We start from the raw sequence: 16757 nt of genomic DNA on the forward strand, positions 1-16757 counted from the left end.
ACAAAGCAAAGGTGAAAGATCTCGTATGCAACGTGCAGTTACCATCGTGAACTATCTATTAGGTGCCGTCATCATTGTCTTTTTGGCGGCGCTAACGGCCGGCATCCTGGGCAGAGGACTCAACGGCGCGTTTACGCCCACGGCGGCGGCCGGGGCCGCCAAACAGACCGGCCCGGCAACAGCGGCCCCTGGCCACGTAGCCCCCCTGACCGCCTATGCCCCGGTCCTGACAAACGGCCTGTTCGGCAAGGCAACCCAGGGGCAGCTTACCCCCTTTGTCAATGCATCGAGTGCAACCCGCGCGGCTGTACCCGCCACCGCGCCGGCCGAACTGCTGCTGCTCGGCACGGCGACCGGCTCATTCCGCGAAACCTTTGCCCTGGTGCGCAACTCCGCCAAACAGGAAGAGCGGGTGTTCCGCCTGGGCGACATGGTCTTCGACGCGGGACGACTGGCGGAGGTTCGCAAGGAACGGGCCTTTATCGTGGTGGCTGGCAAGAAGGTGGAACTGTTGTCCCCCACGGCACAGCCTCCAGCGCCCCCATCAGGGACCTCTCAGGCTTCCAGCCAAGGTGGAACTGGCGTCACCAATACCGGTGGCGGCAACTTCGTGATCGACCAACGGGCGCTCAACGCCGCCCTGGACAACCCGGCCCAGGCCATGGGCGACGCCCGCCTGCTGCCGAACCAGAAGGACGGCAAGGTGGAAGGGTTCCGGGCCTCGGAGGTGAAACCGAACGGCGTCTTTGCCATGATCGGGGTAAAAAACGGCGATGTCCTCCAGCGCCTGAACGACTTCCCGATCGACTCGCCGGACAAGGCCCTGCAGTCGTTCATCGCCCTCAAGGGGCAGAGCAAGCTCAAGCTCGATGTGATACGCGACGGCAGACCGTCAACCCTTACCTACGATATCCGCTAACGGCCCATAAACATTTTGGGGAAAGGGAAAATCACCGTGGAGGCACATTTGAAACAATACATGCAACGCACACTCTGTACCCTGCTCCTGGCAGGGCTCCTTTACACTTCGCCGGCCGGTGCTTCTGAGGGGGTGGTATTGAACTTCAACGAGGTGGATATCGCGACCATGGTGAAGTTCATGGGTGATCTGACCGGCAAGACCTTTGTTCTCGATGACCGGGTCAAGGGGAAGTTCTCCTTCACCTCGACCGCAAAACTATCCGTTGACGAGGCCTATGAGGTGTTCGTCTCCGTGCTGCTGCTGAAGAATTATGCGGTAATCGAGATCGACGACGTCGTCAGGATCGTCCCGACGGCCGACCTTTTGATCGTGAATGAACCAATAATGGCACCAGAGAAAACCAACAAATAAAGAACCGGACGCCATCAACCACTTCCTGACCCATCCTTGCTGGAGTCCCGTCCGCACCGTGAACATACGTGGAGGTCACTTTGAAACTGTATTTACGACGCATACTCGCTACCCTGTTTCTGGCAGGGATACTATCCACCTCGCCGGCCTTTGCCGCCCATGGGGTGGTATTGAACTTCAACGAGGTGGACATCGCCACCATGGTGAAGTTCATCAGCGACCTGACCGGGAAGAACTTCGTGATGGACGACCGGGTCAAGGGAAAGATCTCGGTCTACTCCCCCGCCAAACTGACCATTGACGAGGCCTATAACGTCTTCACCTCGGTTCTGGAAATGAAGGGCTTCACCGTGATCCACAGCGGCAAGGTCCTGAAGATCGTTCCCACGGCCAGTGCCAAGACCTCGGCCTTTACCCTGCTGCCGTCGGGCAAACGGCCGCCGGTGAACGACAGCTATGTGGCCCAAGTGATCAAGCTGGAGAACATCTCAGCCCAAGAGGCGCTGACATTCCTACAGCCGCTGGTGTCCAAGGACGGCGCCATCTCCGCCTTCGGTTCCAGCAGTCTGCTGGTACTGGACGGCGCCATCAACCTGGGGAAGATTCAGGACCTCTTGAAGGTCATCGACACGGCCAAGACCCGCGAGGGGGTGGAAATCGTCTACCTGAAGAACGCCGCGGCCGAGAGCACGGCCAAGACCATCCAGCAATGGCTGTCCGGCAGCGAGAGCAAGGCCGTCGGGCAGCCGAGCGCGGCCGCAGCCACGTCCTCTGGCGGCCAGGCCAGCGTGCTGGCCGACCAGCGGCTGAACGCGCTGTTGGTCTTCGGCAGCGACAGCATCAAGCAGGCGGTGCGGGAGATGGCGGCCAAGCTGGACGTGGCGTCCCCCGAGGCGGGGAGCAAGGTCAACGTCTACTACCTGGAGAACACTGATGCCACGGAGATGGCCAAGGTGCTGGAGGGGGTCATCAAGGGAATGAGCGCCACCGCCACGGCCGGCGCTGGCACCGGGCAGGGCGGCGCGGCTGCGTCATCCGCTCCCCAGGCGTCCGTTTTCGGCAACGACAAGGTCTCCATCACCGCGGACAAGGCCTCCAACTCCCTGGTGATCATGGCCTCTCCAGCCGACTACACCAACCTTCTTCAGGTGATCAAAAAACTGGACCGGCGCAGCAAGCAGGTCTTCGTGCAGGTACTGATATTCGAGGTTACTTTGAGTAAGTCGGGAGAATTGGGCGCCCAGCTTGGTGCACTGGGACTTGGTGAATTAAATAGTACGTTGGGCATTACAGCGTACTACGATCCCTTCAGTATTACCAGCAGCGTTTCGTCCGCTGTATCATCGCTTTCATCCACCAGCACCCTGTCCACACCGGTTACCATGGCTGCGGTAATCAAAGCACTGTCTTCAAATACCTCTACCAACGTGCTTTCCACCCCTACGATCCTCACTTCGGACAACAAGGAGGCGGAGATCGTGGTTGGGCAGAACGTTCCGTTTACCGGTTCTTCCTCTACCTCTTCCGGGGTCACGACCACCTCCGTGGAGCGCAAGGACGTGGGCATAACCCTCAAGATCAAACCCCAGATCAGCGAGGGCGACTACATCCGCATGGACCTCTCCCAGGAAATCTCGTCCGTAAGTTCGACCGTCACGGTGGGGAGCGGTTCCACGGACCGCATCACCAACAAGCGCACGGCCAAGACCAACGTCGTGGTCAAGGACAACCAGATGATCGTGATCGGCGGTATGATCCAGGACCAGGACGACGAAACCGAGAGCAAAGTCCCCCTCCTGGGGGACATCCCGGGCCTGGGGTGGCTGTTCAAGACCAAGACCAAAAGCAAGACCAAGACCAACCTGATCATCATGCTGACGCCCCACATCATCAAGGACAACGCCGATCTGGCCGCGGTCTCCGACAGCCAGCGCGGCAAATTCGGCGATGCGGCGAAGAAGGTGGAGCCGGTGGACGTGCAGAAGGAGATAGGCGGCAAATGAGTCCGAGCCCGCTTGCGGAAGAGTTGGCGGCCACCGCCCTGCGTCTGGGCATCGCCAGCCAGACCGAGATCGCGGTGGCCGAGGTGGACCCTGCCCTCTTGGCCCGGGTGCCGCTCACCTTTGCCCGTGCCCACGCCATCCTCCCTCTGCGGGAGCAGGAAGGGCGGGTGAGAGTTGCCATTTCCGGCCCCGCGGCGCTTCTGGCCCTGGACGAGCTCAGGCTTCTCTTCGGCAAACCGGTGGAGGGGGTCCTGGTGCCCGAGACCACCCTGGGTGAGGCCATCAACCACATCTACGGCAGCCTCTCCGGCACCGCCCAGGAAGTGCTCCAGGAGTTGGAGGGGGAAGACCTCTCCACGGTGGCCACGGCGCTCAACGACCCCCAGGACCTCTTGGATTTGGCCGACGAAGCCCCGGTCATCCGGCTTCTGAACTCCATCCTCTCGGAAGCGGTCAAGGAACGGGTCAGCGACATCCACATCGAACCCTACGAACGGGACTTGGTGGTACGCTTCCGCATCGACGGCATCCTCTACGAGAAACTGACCCCGCCCAAGATCATCCAGGACGCCCTGGTCTCCCGGGTCAAGATCATGGCCGGGCTCAACATCGCCGAAAAGCGCCTGCCCCAGGACGGGCGCATCCGGGTCATCGTCGCCGGCCGGGACGTGGACATCCGCGTCTCCATCATCCCCACCTTCTACGGGGAGCGTGCCGTCCTGCGCCTCCTGGACAAGAAGAAAGGGGTCCTCTCCCTGGAGGACATAGGTTTAGGCGACGCCGGGGTGCGCACCATGGAACGGGTCCTCGCCCGCACCAGCGGCATCGTCCTGGTCACCGGCCCCACCGGCAGCGGCAAATCCACCACCCTCTACGCCGCCCTGAACCGGCTCAACACCAGCGAAAAGAACATCATCACCATCGAAGACCCCATCGAATACCAGATCAAAGGCATCGGCCAGATCCAGGTCAACGCCAAGATCGACCTCACCTTTGCCGCCGGGCTGCGCTCCATCCTGCGCCAGGACCCTGACATCATCATGGTCGGCGAGATCCGCGACGCCGAAACGGCCGAGATCGCCATCCAGGCCAGCTTGACCGGCCACCTGGTGCTCTCCACCCTGCACACCAACGACGCCCCCACCGCCGTAACGCGCCTGGTGGACATGGGCATCGAACCCTTCATGATCGCCTCGTCGCTCACCGCGGTCATGGCCCAGCGTCTGGTGCGGGTGATCTGCCCCCACTGCCGCGAGGAATACCGGCCGGTGGAACAGTACGCCGGCATCACCCTGCCGGAGCGGCTCTACCGGGGCCGCGGCTGCGACCGATGCTTCGGCCTGGGCACCATGGGACGCAGCGCCATCTACGAGATCATGCCGGTGGACCAGGAGATCTGCTCCATGATCATCAAACGGGCCCATGCCGGCGAGATCAAGGAATACGCCGTGGCCCACGGCATGAGAACCCTGCGGGACGACGGCCTGGCCCGGGCCGCCGCCGGCATCACCACCATCGAAGAAGTACTGCGCGTCACCCAGGAAGACTATGCCGACGTACCGGTATAAGGCATACAGCAGCGCCGGCGCCACCGTCTCCGGCACCCTCGAGGCCGAGTCCGAACGCCAGGCCATGGCCCAGCTCAAGGGTAAAGGACTCCTGCCCCGGGAGGTCAGCGAAGAAACGGCCGGGAGCGGCGCACAGCGGGCCTTCTCCTTCAAACGGGGCATCACCACCGCCGAACTGTCCCTCTTCACCCGCCGCCTGGCCACCCTGGTGGCCTCCTCCGTCCCCCTGTTCGAGGCCATGGGGTCGCTGCACGAGCAGGAGGAGAGCGGTCCGCTCAAACAGGTGCTGGCGCGGGTGCGGGATCGGATCGCCGAAGGCGCCTCCCTGTCCCGGGCTCTTGCTGCCGAACCGAAAATCTTCGGCGAGAGTTTCGTCAGCATGGTGTCGGCCGGAGAAGCAAGCGGCGCCCTGGATGCCGTCCTGGACCGGCTGGCCGATTTTCTGGAAGAGCAGGAACAGGTAAAGAGCCGGGTGGTCTCCGCCCTGGCCTACCCGATCCTCATGGTCCTGGTGGGGGGCGGGGTCATGCTCTTCCTGTTGACCGTGGTCATCCCCAAGATCGTGGTCATCTTCGAGGAGAGCAAGGCCGCCCTGCCGCTCATCACGGTGATCCTCATCAAACTGTCCCACTTCCTGCGGGGGTGGTGGTGGATCCCGGCCGGCCTGGCCATCGGCTCGGTGCCGCTCTACCGCTCGGCCATGCAGCGGGACAACCTGCGCCTGAAACGGGACCAACTGCTGCTCCGACTGCCGGTGGCCGGCGGCATGGTGCAGCACCTGCTCCTGTCGCGCTTTGCACGGGTGCTGGGGCTGTTGCTTTCCAGCGGGGTGCCGATCATCCGTGCCCTGGAGATCACCTCCGAGGTGCTGGTCAACCGGGTGTACCGCGGCTTCCTCCGGGAGGTGATGGAAGAGGTGTCCCAGGGGGGCAGCCTGTCGGGGAGCCTGAAGAAGAGCCGGCTCTTCCCCCCCATGCTGGTGCACCTGGCGGGAGTGGGGGAACGGGGCGGCACCCTGGAAGAGATGCTGCTCAAGGCCGGTACCGCCTACGAGCGGGAGTTCAGCACGCGTCTGACCCGGCTCATGGGGCTCATGGAACCGCTGTTGGTCCTGGGCATGGGCCTGGCGGTGGGCGTGGTGGTCATGGCCGTCCTCCTCCCCATCTTCGAGATGAACCAGTTGATAAAGTAACGTGACTTAGGAACGACATGGACTATCTGGTACTACAGGTTGAGTCACACCGCGTGCTTGCGGCCGGTTTCGGTGTTGCGGGCACCTCGCTCTCCTTTTCGGGGGCGGCGGAATTCGAAATAACCGAGGAACAGCCGCTCTCCGCCGCTGCCGGCCGGATCGCCGCCGGTATCAGCGGTGGGCCGCGCATCGTACTGTGCCTCTCTCCGGCGCTGTTCGCCCTGCGGGAGGTCGAATTGCCCCTGGATAACCTGCGCAAGGTGCGGGAGGTGCTGCCGGGACAGATGCAGGGGGAGATCGCCCTGCCGGTGGAAGAGGTCGTCTTCGACGCCCTGCCGCTCGAAAGCGGCCACTACCTGGCCCTATGGGCGCGCAAAGCCGATATCGGCCGTGCCATCGACACCTTCCGCGAGGCCGGCTGCGAACCGCAGGTAATCACCTCCGCCCCCTTTGCCTGGAACTTCCTCCCGGAATGCCCCGCCGACGCCGTGGTCAGCGACGGCACCGCCCTGGCGGTGGTCAGCGAAGACCGGGTAACCTTTGCCCGTGCCCTTGCCGCCGAACCGCGCCACGGCATCTCCGCCACCCTGGCGGCCCTGGACCTCTCGGACGCGCCCCTTCCCCCCCGGCTCATCCTCTTCGGCGAACAAACAGCCGGGCTTGCCGCGAGCGGCAACTTTCTGTTACCCACACAACGGCTGGAGATGCCCGATGCCCTGGCCCCCCTGTTCAAAACCGACCAGGCCTTCCAACAACTGGCCGGCCTTCTGGCCGTGGCCCGGGCCTGCCAGGCCGGCGTCCTCCCCGACTTCCGCCGGCAGGAACTGGCCTGGACCGCCGGTGACGCCGCCCTGCGGAAGAAACTGATCGTCACCGCCGCTCTGGCCGCCGTGGCGATTATTCTCCTCTTCGTCTCCCAGGGACTCCAGTACCGTGCCGCCACGACCGACCTGGCCTCCCTGAACAAATCCATCGCCGCCATCTACCGGGAAATCTTCCCCAACCGCCCCAAGGCCGTGGATGAAGTGGCCGAGGTCAAGGCCGAGATCAAAAAACTGGCCGGCGGCCCCGAAGCGGGCAACTCGGTCCTCGACGTCCTCAAAAAACTGGCCGAAGCCAAAGGCGCCACCATCAACGGCCTCTACGAAGCCGAACTTGAAGCGGGCAACCTGCGGATAAAAGGCGATGCCCGGTCGGCCCAGGCGGTCAACGACTTCAAAGCGGCCCTGGCGCCGCTCCTGGCCACCGCGGAATTGGGCGAGGTCAAAAGCCGTCCCGACGGCTCGGTGACCTTCACCCTGGCCGGTACCCTCAAGGAGGGTGGAAAATGACGAACCTGTCGAACCTGCCGGCACAACTCCAGGACTTCTGGCGCGACCTTGACCGCCGTACCCGGCTCACGGCCGGCTACTGCCTGATCGCCCTCTTGGCGGTCTTCCTCTTATGGTCGGCCCTGGCCGGGCGCACTGCCGCCCTGGAACAGAAACGCCACGCCCGTGAAGGAGTACTCAAAGAACTGCTTCCCCTCAAAGCGTTCCACCGCACGGCCAAACAATCCGCCGACCAGCTTGCCGGTCGCATGGCCTCGGTGCGTCCCGACGACTCCGTCGCCAAAATCATCGACGAGAGCGGCATCAAGGGCAAAGGAGTCAAGATCGCGCCGATCAAGGGAGAAGAACATGGCGGCATGCTGGAAGACACAGCCGACGTGAAGATCGACGGCCTGACGGCCAACGAAGCCATCAACCTCATCTACCGCCTGGAAAAGGGGGGGCGCCCGGTCCTGGTGAAAAAGGCCAACCTGCGGGTCCGCTTCGACGACCCCTCCCGCCTCGACCTGTCCCTGATCGTCGCCCTTTTGAAACCGGCTCCCGGACAGCGCAAATGATGCCCCGGCACCGCCTGCTGCGGGTGGGAGGCCTGGCGGCGGCGGTCATCGCCCTCTTCCTGGCCTGCACCTACCTCTTCCTCCCCACGCAACGGGTGAACGAACTGCTCGGCCGCCTGCTGGCCGACCAGGGGCTGAGCCTTACCCCCCAAGCGCACAAGAGCCTGCTCCCCGGCCTGGCGTGGCGCCAGCCGGTCCTCTCCTCCGACCAGGGGCCGCTCCTGCGCTTCGACCGGCTCGGGGTCCGGCTCCGGCTGCTGCCGCTGGTGACGGGACAGTCCGTGGTCGGCGTCGCCGGGACCCTGGGGAAGGGGCACCTGGACCTGGGATACGGCATCAACGGCACGGACGCCCTGGAGCTTGCCGCCGCCGGCATCCAGCTCTCGGACATCCCCTTCTTCAAGACCGCCCTGGGCGCCACGGCCGGGGGCACCCTGTGGAGCGAAGGGCGGCTTACCCGCACGAAGGGCCGCCTGTCCGGCGACCTGAAGCTGGAGGTGAAACAATTGTCCTTCACCGGGGTCAAGCTGGGGGCCTTCCCGCTGCCCGACGCCGCCAACCTGCGCTGCCAGGGGATGGTGCGGGTCACGGCCGGCCGGGCGCGGCTGGAGAGCTTCACCCTGCAGGGTGAGGGCCTCTACATGCGCCTGTCGGGTGATCTGCCGGGTGGCGCCAATGCCGCGACGCAGCCGCTCAACCTGACCCTTGAGATCATGCCCAAGCCGGAGTTCCTGGACAAACAGAAGCTGGTGTTCCTGCTTCTGGCCAAGTTCGCCGCCTCCCCCGGCGTGTACAAGGTGCCGATTCGGGGCACGCTGCTTAAACCGGTGATCATGTAAGACAAGCGGGGGGCGCGACGACGGCGGATGGAACGATGCGGAACAAACGATAGGAAAACGGGGAATGCAATGTCGGAAGATTTGAGAACACCAACACAGGACATGAACGACCATCTGGCGGATTCGCACCTGTTCGCCGACGCCCATAGCAGAGAGATGAAGAACCTGCTCGAGATCGCCCGACGGGTGGCCGCCGGTGATGTTCCGGTGCTGATTACCGGGGAGAGCGGCGTGGGCAAGGAACTCATGGCCCGCTTCATCCATGAACAGTCCGGGCGCTCGGCTCGGCCGTTCGTGGTCGTGAATTGCGCCGTTCTCCCGGAGGCGCTGCTGGAGGGCCAACCGGCGGATCGCGGCAAGGGTCCCGCCTCTACCGGGCCGGGCCTTTGGGAGAGGGTGGCCGGCGGCTGGATGAGGCCGGAGAGATGCCATCGGACATGCAGCTAAAGGTGCTGCGCCTTTTGCAGGAGCGGGAGGCCGGCAAGATACGGATCGTCGCCACCACGAACCGCAGCTTGGTGGGAGACGTCGTTACAGGGCGGTTCCGGCATGACCCATTCCGCCACTGCGGGAACGCCGGGAAGATATATTGCCTCTGGCCAGCTATTTTCTCGATAAAACACTGGGTAATGAGAAACACCCCATAAGCGGATTCAGCAAGGAGGCTGCCGACCATCTGCTGCGTTACCACTGGCCGGGAAATGTTCGGGAGTTGCAGAACGCCGTAAACTATGCAGCTATTATGTGCCGCAAAAACGAAATCAACTACGGCGACCTGCCTGGTGAAGTGAAATGCCGGCTGCTTTTGAAACCTGCGGTGACCGCAAACACAGTCCGTCCTCTGGCGGAGATCGAGCGCGACTATATTCAGGATGTCCTGCGCCTCTTTGGCGGCAACAGGGCGATGGCCGTAAGACAGCTGGGTATCGGGACGGCCACTCTCCAGCGGAAGATCTGCAAATACAATTCAACCACAGACGCAAGCTCAATGTCATCAAGGAGTTGATATGTTTGGAATTGGAATGCCAGAACTCGTCATTATCATGGTAATTGCCCTGCTTGTTATCGGTCCGTATAAGCTGCCGGAACTCGCCAGGTCACTGGGCAAAGGGCTGGGAGAGTTCAAAAAGGCCTCGGATGATTTCAAGAAAACCATACAGATTGAAGTGGTCAAAGATGAGGAGAGAAAGCCCAAAAAAACGCAACAAGCCGCGCCTGCGACTACAACTGTGCCAGCACAAAACGCGGCGGTGGTCAAGGAGGTAACTCCTGAACCAGCACAGGCTGTCGCAGCTGCGCCGGTTCAGGAGCAGGGAGCAGAGACGAAGTCGAATGCCGCAACCCCTGCGGATCCAATCCCAGCCTGATCTATACGGAGGAGAATCGTTCATGGAGTGCAAGGAAGAGATACGGAGATATTTTGATGAACTAATTGCCTTGGGCGAACTGGTGCTCGCCACCAAGCAAAGCCCCGATACGCCAGCGATTGGCGATTTTGTGCTTGAACCGCGCATCACCTATGTATGGGTAACACATGTGCAAAATTTGCTGGTGAAGGTATTTGGCGCAGAAAGCGCTTATTATGAAAATTTTTCCTATTTAATAGGCAGGGAGCTCACCTTTATGCCGATGCTGCGCGCCCAAGAGCTTCTTAAATCTGCGCGAGACAGTTTTTTGCCTGAATCGTCAGTCCAGGGCTATCAGACGTAACTATGGGCAACCGTCAAAAGGAAAGGAGTCTGTCATGATGCATGTTGTCTGCAACAAAAAAGGCTTCACCCTCATTGAGATCATGGTTGTCATCGTCATTCTGGCACTTTTGGCCGCGCTGGTCGGCCCCAAGATCATGGGGCGCACTGACGATGCCAAGATTCAGACCACCAAGACGCAAATACGAAATCTCGAATCGGCCCTGAAACTGTACAAGCTCGATAACGGCGTGTACCCCTCAACAGAGCAGGGGCTGAGCGCACTGGTCATAAAACCGACCGTTGGGCAGATTCCCAAAGCTTACAAGGATGGCGGCTATCTGGAGAGCAAGCAGGTGCCGAAGGATGGCTGGGGGAACGAGTATCTCTATATGTCTCCCGGCGATCATGGCGATTACGACCTCTATTCCTTTGGTACCGATGGCGCCAAAGGAGGCGAAGATAAAAATGCCGATATCTGCAGTTGGGAGCTGAAGTGAACTTGGTGATATCAGGGAGAACAATATATGAATAAATCCGGTTTGATTACGCTTCTGGCAATGAAAAAGAACATCAGCAGGGTGACTGCACAAAAAGTTGTTGATGACATTTTCAACTCAATGGCTATTGCTCTGGTTGCCGGTGAGAGGATTGAAATCCGCGGTTTCGGCAACTTTGTAATCCGTGATTATGCCAGCTATAGCGGCACAAATCCAAGAACAGGTGCATCTATAATTGTCAAACCGAAGAAAGTGCCGTTTTTCAAAGTGGGTAAAGATATAAGGGAACGTATCATGAAAGGCCAAAATACCAGATAAAACTTAGTTGTTATTATTTTACATATGATACGGAGCATCATTAGCCTTATTTTACCGCAAACGCCATAAACAAAGATTTTATATGGATGTAAGTTTAATCTGTCGCTCTACTCATCTTATATTTGCCGTACTCCACGTGCAACTTTTTCATTCGTCCGGCCAGAGTGCTGGCATTGATACCGAGTAATTCTGCGGCCCCGTTTGGACCACTTATCTTGCCATTGGTCATCTCCAGGACCATTCTGATATGCAAAGCCATGGCCTCATTCAGATTCAGGGGAGGATTGGCTGCTGTTTCAGCTCCCTCCGAAACGGCTTGTACATCCCTTTGTTCAGCCCCCAAAGAAGCAATCATGGCATCGAGCAACTCTTTGGCTTCGTCAGGATTATTGAACTTGTTGCGAGCGGCGGCCAAAAGTCTACAAATATGCTGCATAATCAGCTCATCCATTGCCGAAGAATCGGCGTCCGGTTTCTCGTGAAGAGTTGCTACAGTGTCGAGAGCAGCACCAGCAGGCCGTTCCACGACAGATGCATTTTCACGGCAGCGTTCTTCCGCCAGTACGCAATCAAAACGCAGGCACTCGCCACGACAGCAGATAAGCTCACGCTCCACCTGGTTCTCCAACTCGCGCACGTTCCCTGGCCAACGATAATTAACCAACCTATCCATGCCTTCCGGTGCAATAGCAGGAGGCGTGGCAATACCCAAGTCCTTCGCCTTCTGCGCTATAAAACGCCTTACCAGGGCCGGAATATCTTCCCGACGCCGCCTCAACGGCGGCACGTTGATCGGGAGTACATTCAGGCGGAACCACAGATCCTCCCGGAAGGTCCCCTCGGCCACCATCCGCTTCAAATCACGGTTGGTAGCGGCAATGATCCGTACATCCACCGGTATCGCTTTCTCACCCCCCACCCGGCTGATCATACGGCTCTGTAGCACCCGCAGTAGTCGTACCTGACTTTGTAGCGGCAGTTCGCCGATCTCGTCCAGAAACAGGGTGCCGCCGTCAGCCCGTTCGAAGCGCCCCCGCTTCATGGTCGTGGCACCGGTGAAGGCCCCCTTTTCGTGACCGAACAGCTCGCTGTCGATGAGGTTCTCCGTGATGGCGCCGCAGTTGAGTTTGATGAACGGCCCGTCCCGGCGCGGCGAGGCGGTGTGCACTGCATTCGCGATCAGCTCCTTGCCGGTTCCCGTCTCGCCGATAATGAGCACCGTGGTCTTCTGGGGTGCCACCTGCTGTACCAGGTCCATTACGTTGCGCAACCCCGAATTAGCTCCAATGATCTCACCGTCGAATTGAGCATACAATTCTCTGCTCAGAAAGTGGTTATCGTCAATGACCCGGTCGCGTTCATTCTGCACAGCCTTATATTCAAGGGTGTTGGCAAGGACAATGGCAAACGGTTCAGCCACCAGTTCAAGCAACTCCAGATGCTCTTCAGTATAGATGTTTTGACCGGTAGAGCAGACATCAAGAAAGCCAATCATTACACTCTCAACCCAGAGCGGCACGAGAAAGGATGAAACCTTCTCACCTCTCCCAAGAAAACTAGTCAGTGTGCGTATAAAGGGATCTGGGCTGGAAATTGACAAAATAAATGGCTTACAATTAACCTGTACCCCACCCTGCGCAAACCCCTTGTGGGTCACAAGGGTCTGTGGATAAGGGATTGTGTTGTCCCCCGCTGCCGCGACGATCCGAGTAACTCCGGGGCTTGTTTCCGGAATACCGAGTAGCAGGTGGTTGAGAGGAATGTGCTCACGCAAATAGTTGAACACCCGTTCCATAATAACCGTAATATCAAGACTGCTGCATATTCTCAGGGTCATTTCCCTGAAGAATTTATTTTTGTCCACAATAAGACGTTTAATGGCCCCCACCTCCCTCTGACGAGATACCGCTTCTGGACAGCTATATATACAACACTATGCAACAAAAACACAAGTAACCTGGCTGCCTCTGTGATCTAAACGACATCAAACAGCACAACTGTCCTTCGAAACAAAATACTCGCACTGCAATTGGACAACGTTTCCCAGTTCTATTCAACAATTTAATATTACATCAAATTTTCGAGCGAATACAGGCCGTTGAGGCTCTTGTTGAACCGTTCCATTACGCCATTGGTCTGGGGCTGCGATACAAGCGTAAAGCTTGGTGCAATGCCTCAGAACTTGATCTGATTTTGGAAATGATCCGAAAGATAGTGGCTACCGTTGTCAATCTGTAAAATGAGCCCACGGGCGGCGCCGGCACTAATAGAGCCGAATCGTTGCTTCAGGGCCATGGAAAGTGGCAAAAGTGCAGTAAAACGGTCGCCGGTCTTAGCAGTGTGCCAGCCAACGCATTCGGTGTTGAAATGCTCGGCTGCGGTAAAAAACCAGCCCCAGCTGTCATCAGTGATGAAGATTTTTGTTCCGTCGGTGCCTCACATGGCATCAGGGGCCGCCGTGATGATCTTGCCGGTATATTCTTGCTTTTGGTCCTTGGCAATCCACGCCGCTATAAAAGGAGGACAGATAGCAGTCGTCCTACGCATTGGGGGGGGGTCCAACACAACCACCGGAATCGTCTTTTTCCACCAGCCTCTGACATAACAGCAGCAGTTTACCAATCTCGGCCAGAAATAGGGCGCTGTCGTCAAATGTCACCAAATATGCAGGGCCTTCACCAAATATGCATAAGATATTTGTTTCTTGTGCCAACCACAAGCAATTGAATATTTAGTTATAGCGCTGCAGTTATGAATATTAGTAATTGAATTTTAAGTAATTACATTAATACAAACAATACAACAATAAGTTGGCATAATTTTAGCTAATGTTCGTAACGCGATATGGATATTAGATACAACATAAGAGTTACGCCACCGTCTTTGGTTGATAGTTGTAGAAGTTGTTCAATGTCTGTTTAAGCTTCTGAAGCCGAGTTTTTTCACCAGCCAGTGCTGGTTGCCTCTTTTCGATGTTTTGGTGGGTACGGCCTAGATAATCTGCTCTTTGAGAGCCTGGTTGAAGCGTTCCACTATGCCATTGGTCTGAGGAGTTCATTCTCCATGGTGATCTCGCCGATTCTGCGCATGGCCGCATCGAATTCGGTTTCAAATATAAGTTGCACACTTCATAAGTGTATCAAAAAAGGGGGTGATAATGACTCGCTTGGTAGCAAGCTTCGTGGTTAGTCAAAAGCCAACAAATAAAGTTGATTACGAAAGGAAAAGCTAAATGATTCAGTTGAATAACTGTAAAATTATTATGTTGTTAGCGTTATTATTAGTGGTTGCCGGTTGCGGTGAAGATAAGACGATCTATGAAGATGGAACAATTACAAGCTCAACCACAACAACTATTACTGATACAACAACGACTACAGCGTCCAGCACGCCCGGCGACGCGACAAATGGCGCGACCCTTTTTAACTCCAAGTGCAAAAGTTGCCATTCTGCCTCATCGTTGAAAAATACTACGGTAGCAAATATAAAGTCAAATGCAATGACCTATGGTCTGACCGATTCAGAGTTAAATGATGTAGTCGCTTATCTGTCGAACCTGTAGCCATTCTGGAAGCCCAATCGTCTGCATATTCTGAATTTTCTTGAAAGGAGCAGCAGGAATGAATGAAGTGAAAAATGGTGAAGTAACAACCGGTCTGTCCCGTCGTGGTTTTCTGAAAGCTGGCGGTACCGCCATGGGGGCTGTGGTTTTGGGGGGGCTTGCCGGATGTGGTGACGATGTGACTAAAATCGTCAAGTCATCTACTGACTCGGGGAGCACGACCACCGAAACGTTATGGTACGGCACTGAACCGGCCACCGGAACTATTGTAGAGGAGGTTACAACCGATATCCTGATCTGTGGTTTAGGACATGGGGGTTTAAATGCAACCTTAGCCTCTGCCGAAGCGGGCGCCAAAACATTGGCAATAGAAAAGGCGAGCGGTCCTGGCAGTGTGAAAACATATCTGGGTGCCGTTGGGACCACAGCTCAGAATAATGCTGGCGTGAATATCAATAAGGGGGAATTACTTAACGATATTGCCCGTTATGCCGGCGGTAAATGTAATTATGACCTGATCCGTATGTGGATTGACGAAAGCGGCGCGACCGTGGATTGGCTCGCAAGCTATATGGCTAAGTATGGTTACACCCATGTGGCTGAGTACGATGTCGGTGATGGCACCCATGGCTATTTCAAGGTGTTTCCCGTACATACCAAACTTCTCGCTGGCGATAACGTCACGACGGGGACGGCGGATGCAATTGTCGCCGAAGCTGAAGCATTGGGAGCAACACTCCGTTACGACACATCATTAATCAAATTTATCAAGGATGCCTCTGGCAAAGTTACCGGTGTATATGCCAAGAACGACAAAGGGTACATCAAGATATCGGTATCAAAGGCTGTAATACTGTGCACCGGCGGATATGAGGGAGATGCAAAGCTATATACAAAACTGAATCCCTACGCTGCCGGTATTACAACTATTATTGCAGGCCGTAGTTACAATACCGGTGACGGCATAAAGGCTGCCATTTGGGCCGGCGGCCGTAAGCAGGAAACTGCTGCGGTGCAGTTATTCGACCGTGGTCCGGTAAAACCCGGTGATAAAGCCGGTTATCCGTTCCACAGTGACGAAGTTATGGGGCCGTTCTGGATGGGGAGTCAGCCTTTCTTAAAGGTTAACATGAAAGGCAAAAGATTCATGAATGAATCCGCCCCTTATGATTGGCCGTTATTTGCCGCGGGGTACCAGAATGGCGGAGTCTATTGCCCGATATTCGATGCCAATTACTGGGATAATATTGCGGGGTTTCATACCATTGGCTGTTCGCGGCAGATACCGAGTACAACGGTTCCCGCGACTGGAGAGGGGCAGGGCAAGGCAAATTTTGATGAAACACTCGCACAATATATTGGGGCCGGGATTATCCAGCAGGCCGATACCATTGCGGAATTGGCGACCAAGCTTGGCTTGCCGTCTGCTGAACTGGTCAATACGGTTAATCGTTTTAATACGTTGGCCCAAAACAAGAATGATACTGATTATGGAAAACCGGCCAAGGATTTGTTTCCGGTCAATACACCTCCCTTTTATGGGTACACCTTAGGGGGAAGTTTAATGTGCACAGAGGACGGCATCATCATTGACGAACATTGCCGGGTGATCGACTCCGATAACAATCCGATCACAGGGCTCTATGCAGCCGGAAACGTGAGCGGAGGAATATTTGATACCAATTATCCCGAATTGATCGTAGGACTTACATGCGGGAGAGCCATGACCCAAGCACGTCATGCGGTACGGCATGCATTGGGGATTATAAGCTAGAGAGAACAATCTATAGTAAAATTTTCAAGTTTAGTATCGCGCCTTCACGGCACACAATCGAGTAAATTATCGGGGATGCTAGTCAGAACAAG

Annotated in this window: 18 protein-coding genes and 2 pseudogenes; 17 read left to right on the top strand and 3 right to left on the bottom strand. The window is 57.3% G+C overall.

Going from position 1 to position 16757, the window contains the following annotated elements:
• Positions 1-25 precede the first annotated feature (25 nt).
• The 15 genes from gspC (at position 26) to FO488_RS12825 (ending at position 11329) form a co-directional block, all read left to right on the top strand.
• A complete protein-coding gene (gene gspC, locus FO488_RS12755) occupies positions 26-919 on the top strand; it encodes a type II secretion system protein GspC (RefSeq protein WP_149210903.1) in 894 nt (297 codons plus the stop codon).
• A 60-nt stretch (positions 920-979) separates the two neighbouring features.
• The gene (locus FO488_RS12760) at positions 980-1333 is read left to right on the top strand and encodes a hypothetical protein (RefSeq protein ID WP_149210904.1); all 354 of its coding nucleotides are present in this window, start codon (positions 980-982) and stop codon (positions 1331-1333) included.
• 80 nt (positions 1334-1413) lie between these two features.
• Positions 1414-3336, top strand: a complete 1923-nt coding sequence (gene gspD / locus FO488_RS12765) for a type II secretion system secretin GspD (RefSeq protein ID WP_240731911.1) — start codon at positions 1414-1416, stop codon at positions 3334-3336.
• Positions 3333-4904, top strand: coding sequence for a type II secretion system ATPase GspE (gene gspE / locus FO488_RS12770; RefSeq protein ID WP_149210905.1), 1572 nt, complete (start codon positions 3333-3335; stop codon positions 4902-4904). The genes gspD and gspE overlap by 4 nt, the downstream gene beginning before the upstream one ends.
• Positions 4885-6096: a type II secretion system inner membrane protein GspF gene (gene gspF / locus FO488_RS12775; RefSeq protein ID WP_149210906.1), complete on the top strand. Its 1212-nt coding sequence runs from the start codon at positions 4885-4887 to the stop codon at positions 6094-6096. The genes gspE and gspF overlap by 20 nt, the downstream gene beginning before the upstream one ends.
• A gap of 17 nt (positions 6097-6113) precedes the next feature.
• The gene (gene gspL / locus FO488_RS12780; protein ID WP_149210907.1) at positions 6114-7427 is read left to right on the top strand and encodes a type II secretion system protein GspL; all 1314 of its coding nucleotides are present in this window, start codon (positions 6114-6116) and stop codon (positions 7425-7427) included.
• Entirely contained in the window at positions 7424-7984 is a 561-nt protein-coding gene (locus tag FO488_RS12785; RefSeq protein ID WP_149210908.1) for a general secretion pathway protein GspM, read from the top strand. Before gspL ends, FO488_RS12785 begins: the two co-directional genes overlap by 4 nt.
• A complete protein-coding gene (gene gspN / locus FO488_RS12790; RefSeq protein WP_149210909.1) occupies positions 7981-8823 on the top strand; it encodes a type II secretion system protein GspN in 843 nt (280 codons plus the stop codon). Before FO488_RS12785 ends, gspN begins: the two co-directional genes overlap by 4 nt.
• A gap of 69 nt (positions 8824-8892) precedes the next feature.
• The gene (locus FO488_RS12795; RefSeq protein WP_168206029.1) at positions 8893-9270 is read left to right on the top strand and encodes a sigma 54-interacting transcriptional regulator; all 378 of its coding nucleotides are present in this window, start codon (positions 8893-8895) and stop codon (positions 9268-9270) included.
• Positions 9261-9470, top strand: a complete 210-nt coding sequence (locus FO488_RS20670; protein WP_205743274.1) for a hypothetical protein — start codon at positions 9261-9263, stop codon at positions 9468-9470. Before FO488_RS12795 ends, FO488_RS20670 begins: the two co-directional genes overlap by 10 nt.
• Entirely contained in the window at positions 9413-9829 is a 417-nt protein-coding gene (locus tag FO488_RS12805; RefSeq protein WP_149210912.1) for a helix-turn-helix domain-containing protein, read from the top strand. Before FO488_RS20670 ends, FO488_RS12805 begins: the two co-directional genes overlap by 58 nt.
• Before the next feature lies 1 nt (position 9830).
• Complete coding sequence (locus tag FO488_RS12810; RefSeq protein ID WP_149210913.1) at positions 9831-10190, top strand: TatA/E family twin arginine-targeting protein translocase; 360 nt, start codon at positions 9831-9833, stop codon at positions 10188-10190.
• 22 nt (positions 10191-10212) lie between these two features.
• Entirely contained in the window at positions 10213-10533 is a 321-nt protein-coding gene (locus tag FO488_RS12815; protein WP_149210914.1) for a hypothetical protein, read from the top strand.
• Between the two features lie 34 nt (positions 10534-10567).
• Complete coding sequence (gspG, locus tag FO488_RS12820; protein ID WP_149210915.1) at positions 10568-11011, top strand: type II secretion system major pseudopilin GspG; 444 nt, start codon at positions 10568-10570, stop codon at positions 11009-11011.
• A gap of 27 nt (positions 11012-11038) precedes the next feature.
• The gene (locus tag FO488_RS12825) at positions 11039-11329 is read left to right on the top strand and encodes an HU family DNA-binding protein (protein WP_149210916.1); all 291 of its coding nucleotides are present in this window, start codon (positions 11039-11041) and stop codon (positions 11327-11329) included.
• Between the two features lie 94 nt (positions 11330-11423).
• Here the strand turns inward: FO488_RS12825 and FO488_RS12830 are convergent, their stop codons facing one another.
• The 3 genes and pseudogenes from FO488_RS12830 to FO488_RS20675 all read right to left on the bottom strand — a co-directional run.
• A complete protein-coding gene (locus tag FO488_RS12830; protein ID WP_149210917.1) occupies positions 11424-13217 on the bottom strand; it encodes a sigma-54-dependent Fis family transcriptional regulator in 1794 nt (597 codons plus the stop codon).
• Between the two features lie 212 nt (positions 13218-13429).
• Positions 13430-13804: pseudogene (locus tag FO488_RS20065) on the bottom strand (DDE-type integrase/transposase/recombinase); the annotation flags it as partial.
• 432 nt (positions 13805-14236) lie between these two features.
• A pseudogene (locus FO488_RS20675) lies at positions 14237-14380 on the bottom strand (IS3 family transposase); the annotation flags it as partial.
• A 181-nt stretch (positions 14381-14561) separates the two neighbouring features.
• Between FO488_RS20675 and FO488_RS12835 the strand changes: the two are divergent.
• Both FO488_RS12835 and FO488_RS12840 read left to right on the top strand, forming a co-directional pair.
• Complete coding sequence (locus tag FO488_RS12835; protein ID WP_149210918.1) at positions 14562-14891, top strand: cytochrome c; 330 nt, start codon at positions 14562-14564, stop codon at positions 14889-14891.
• Between the two features lie 58 nt (positions 14892-14949).
• Positions 14950-16665: an FAD-binding protein gene (locus tag FO488_RS12840; protein WP_149210919.1), complete on the top strand. Its 1716-nt coding sequence runs from the start codon at positions 14950-14952 to the stop codon at positions 16663-16665.
• Positions 16666-16757 lie beyond the last annotated feature (92 nt).

The sequence above is a fragment of the Geobacter sp. FeAm09 genome (assembly GCF_008330225.1).
Lineage (GTDB): Bacteria > Desulfobacterota > Desulfuromonadia > Geobacterales > Pseudopelobacteraceae > Oryzomonas.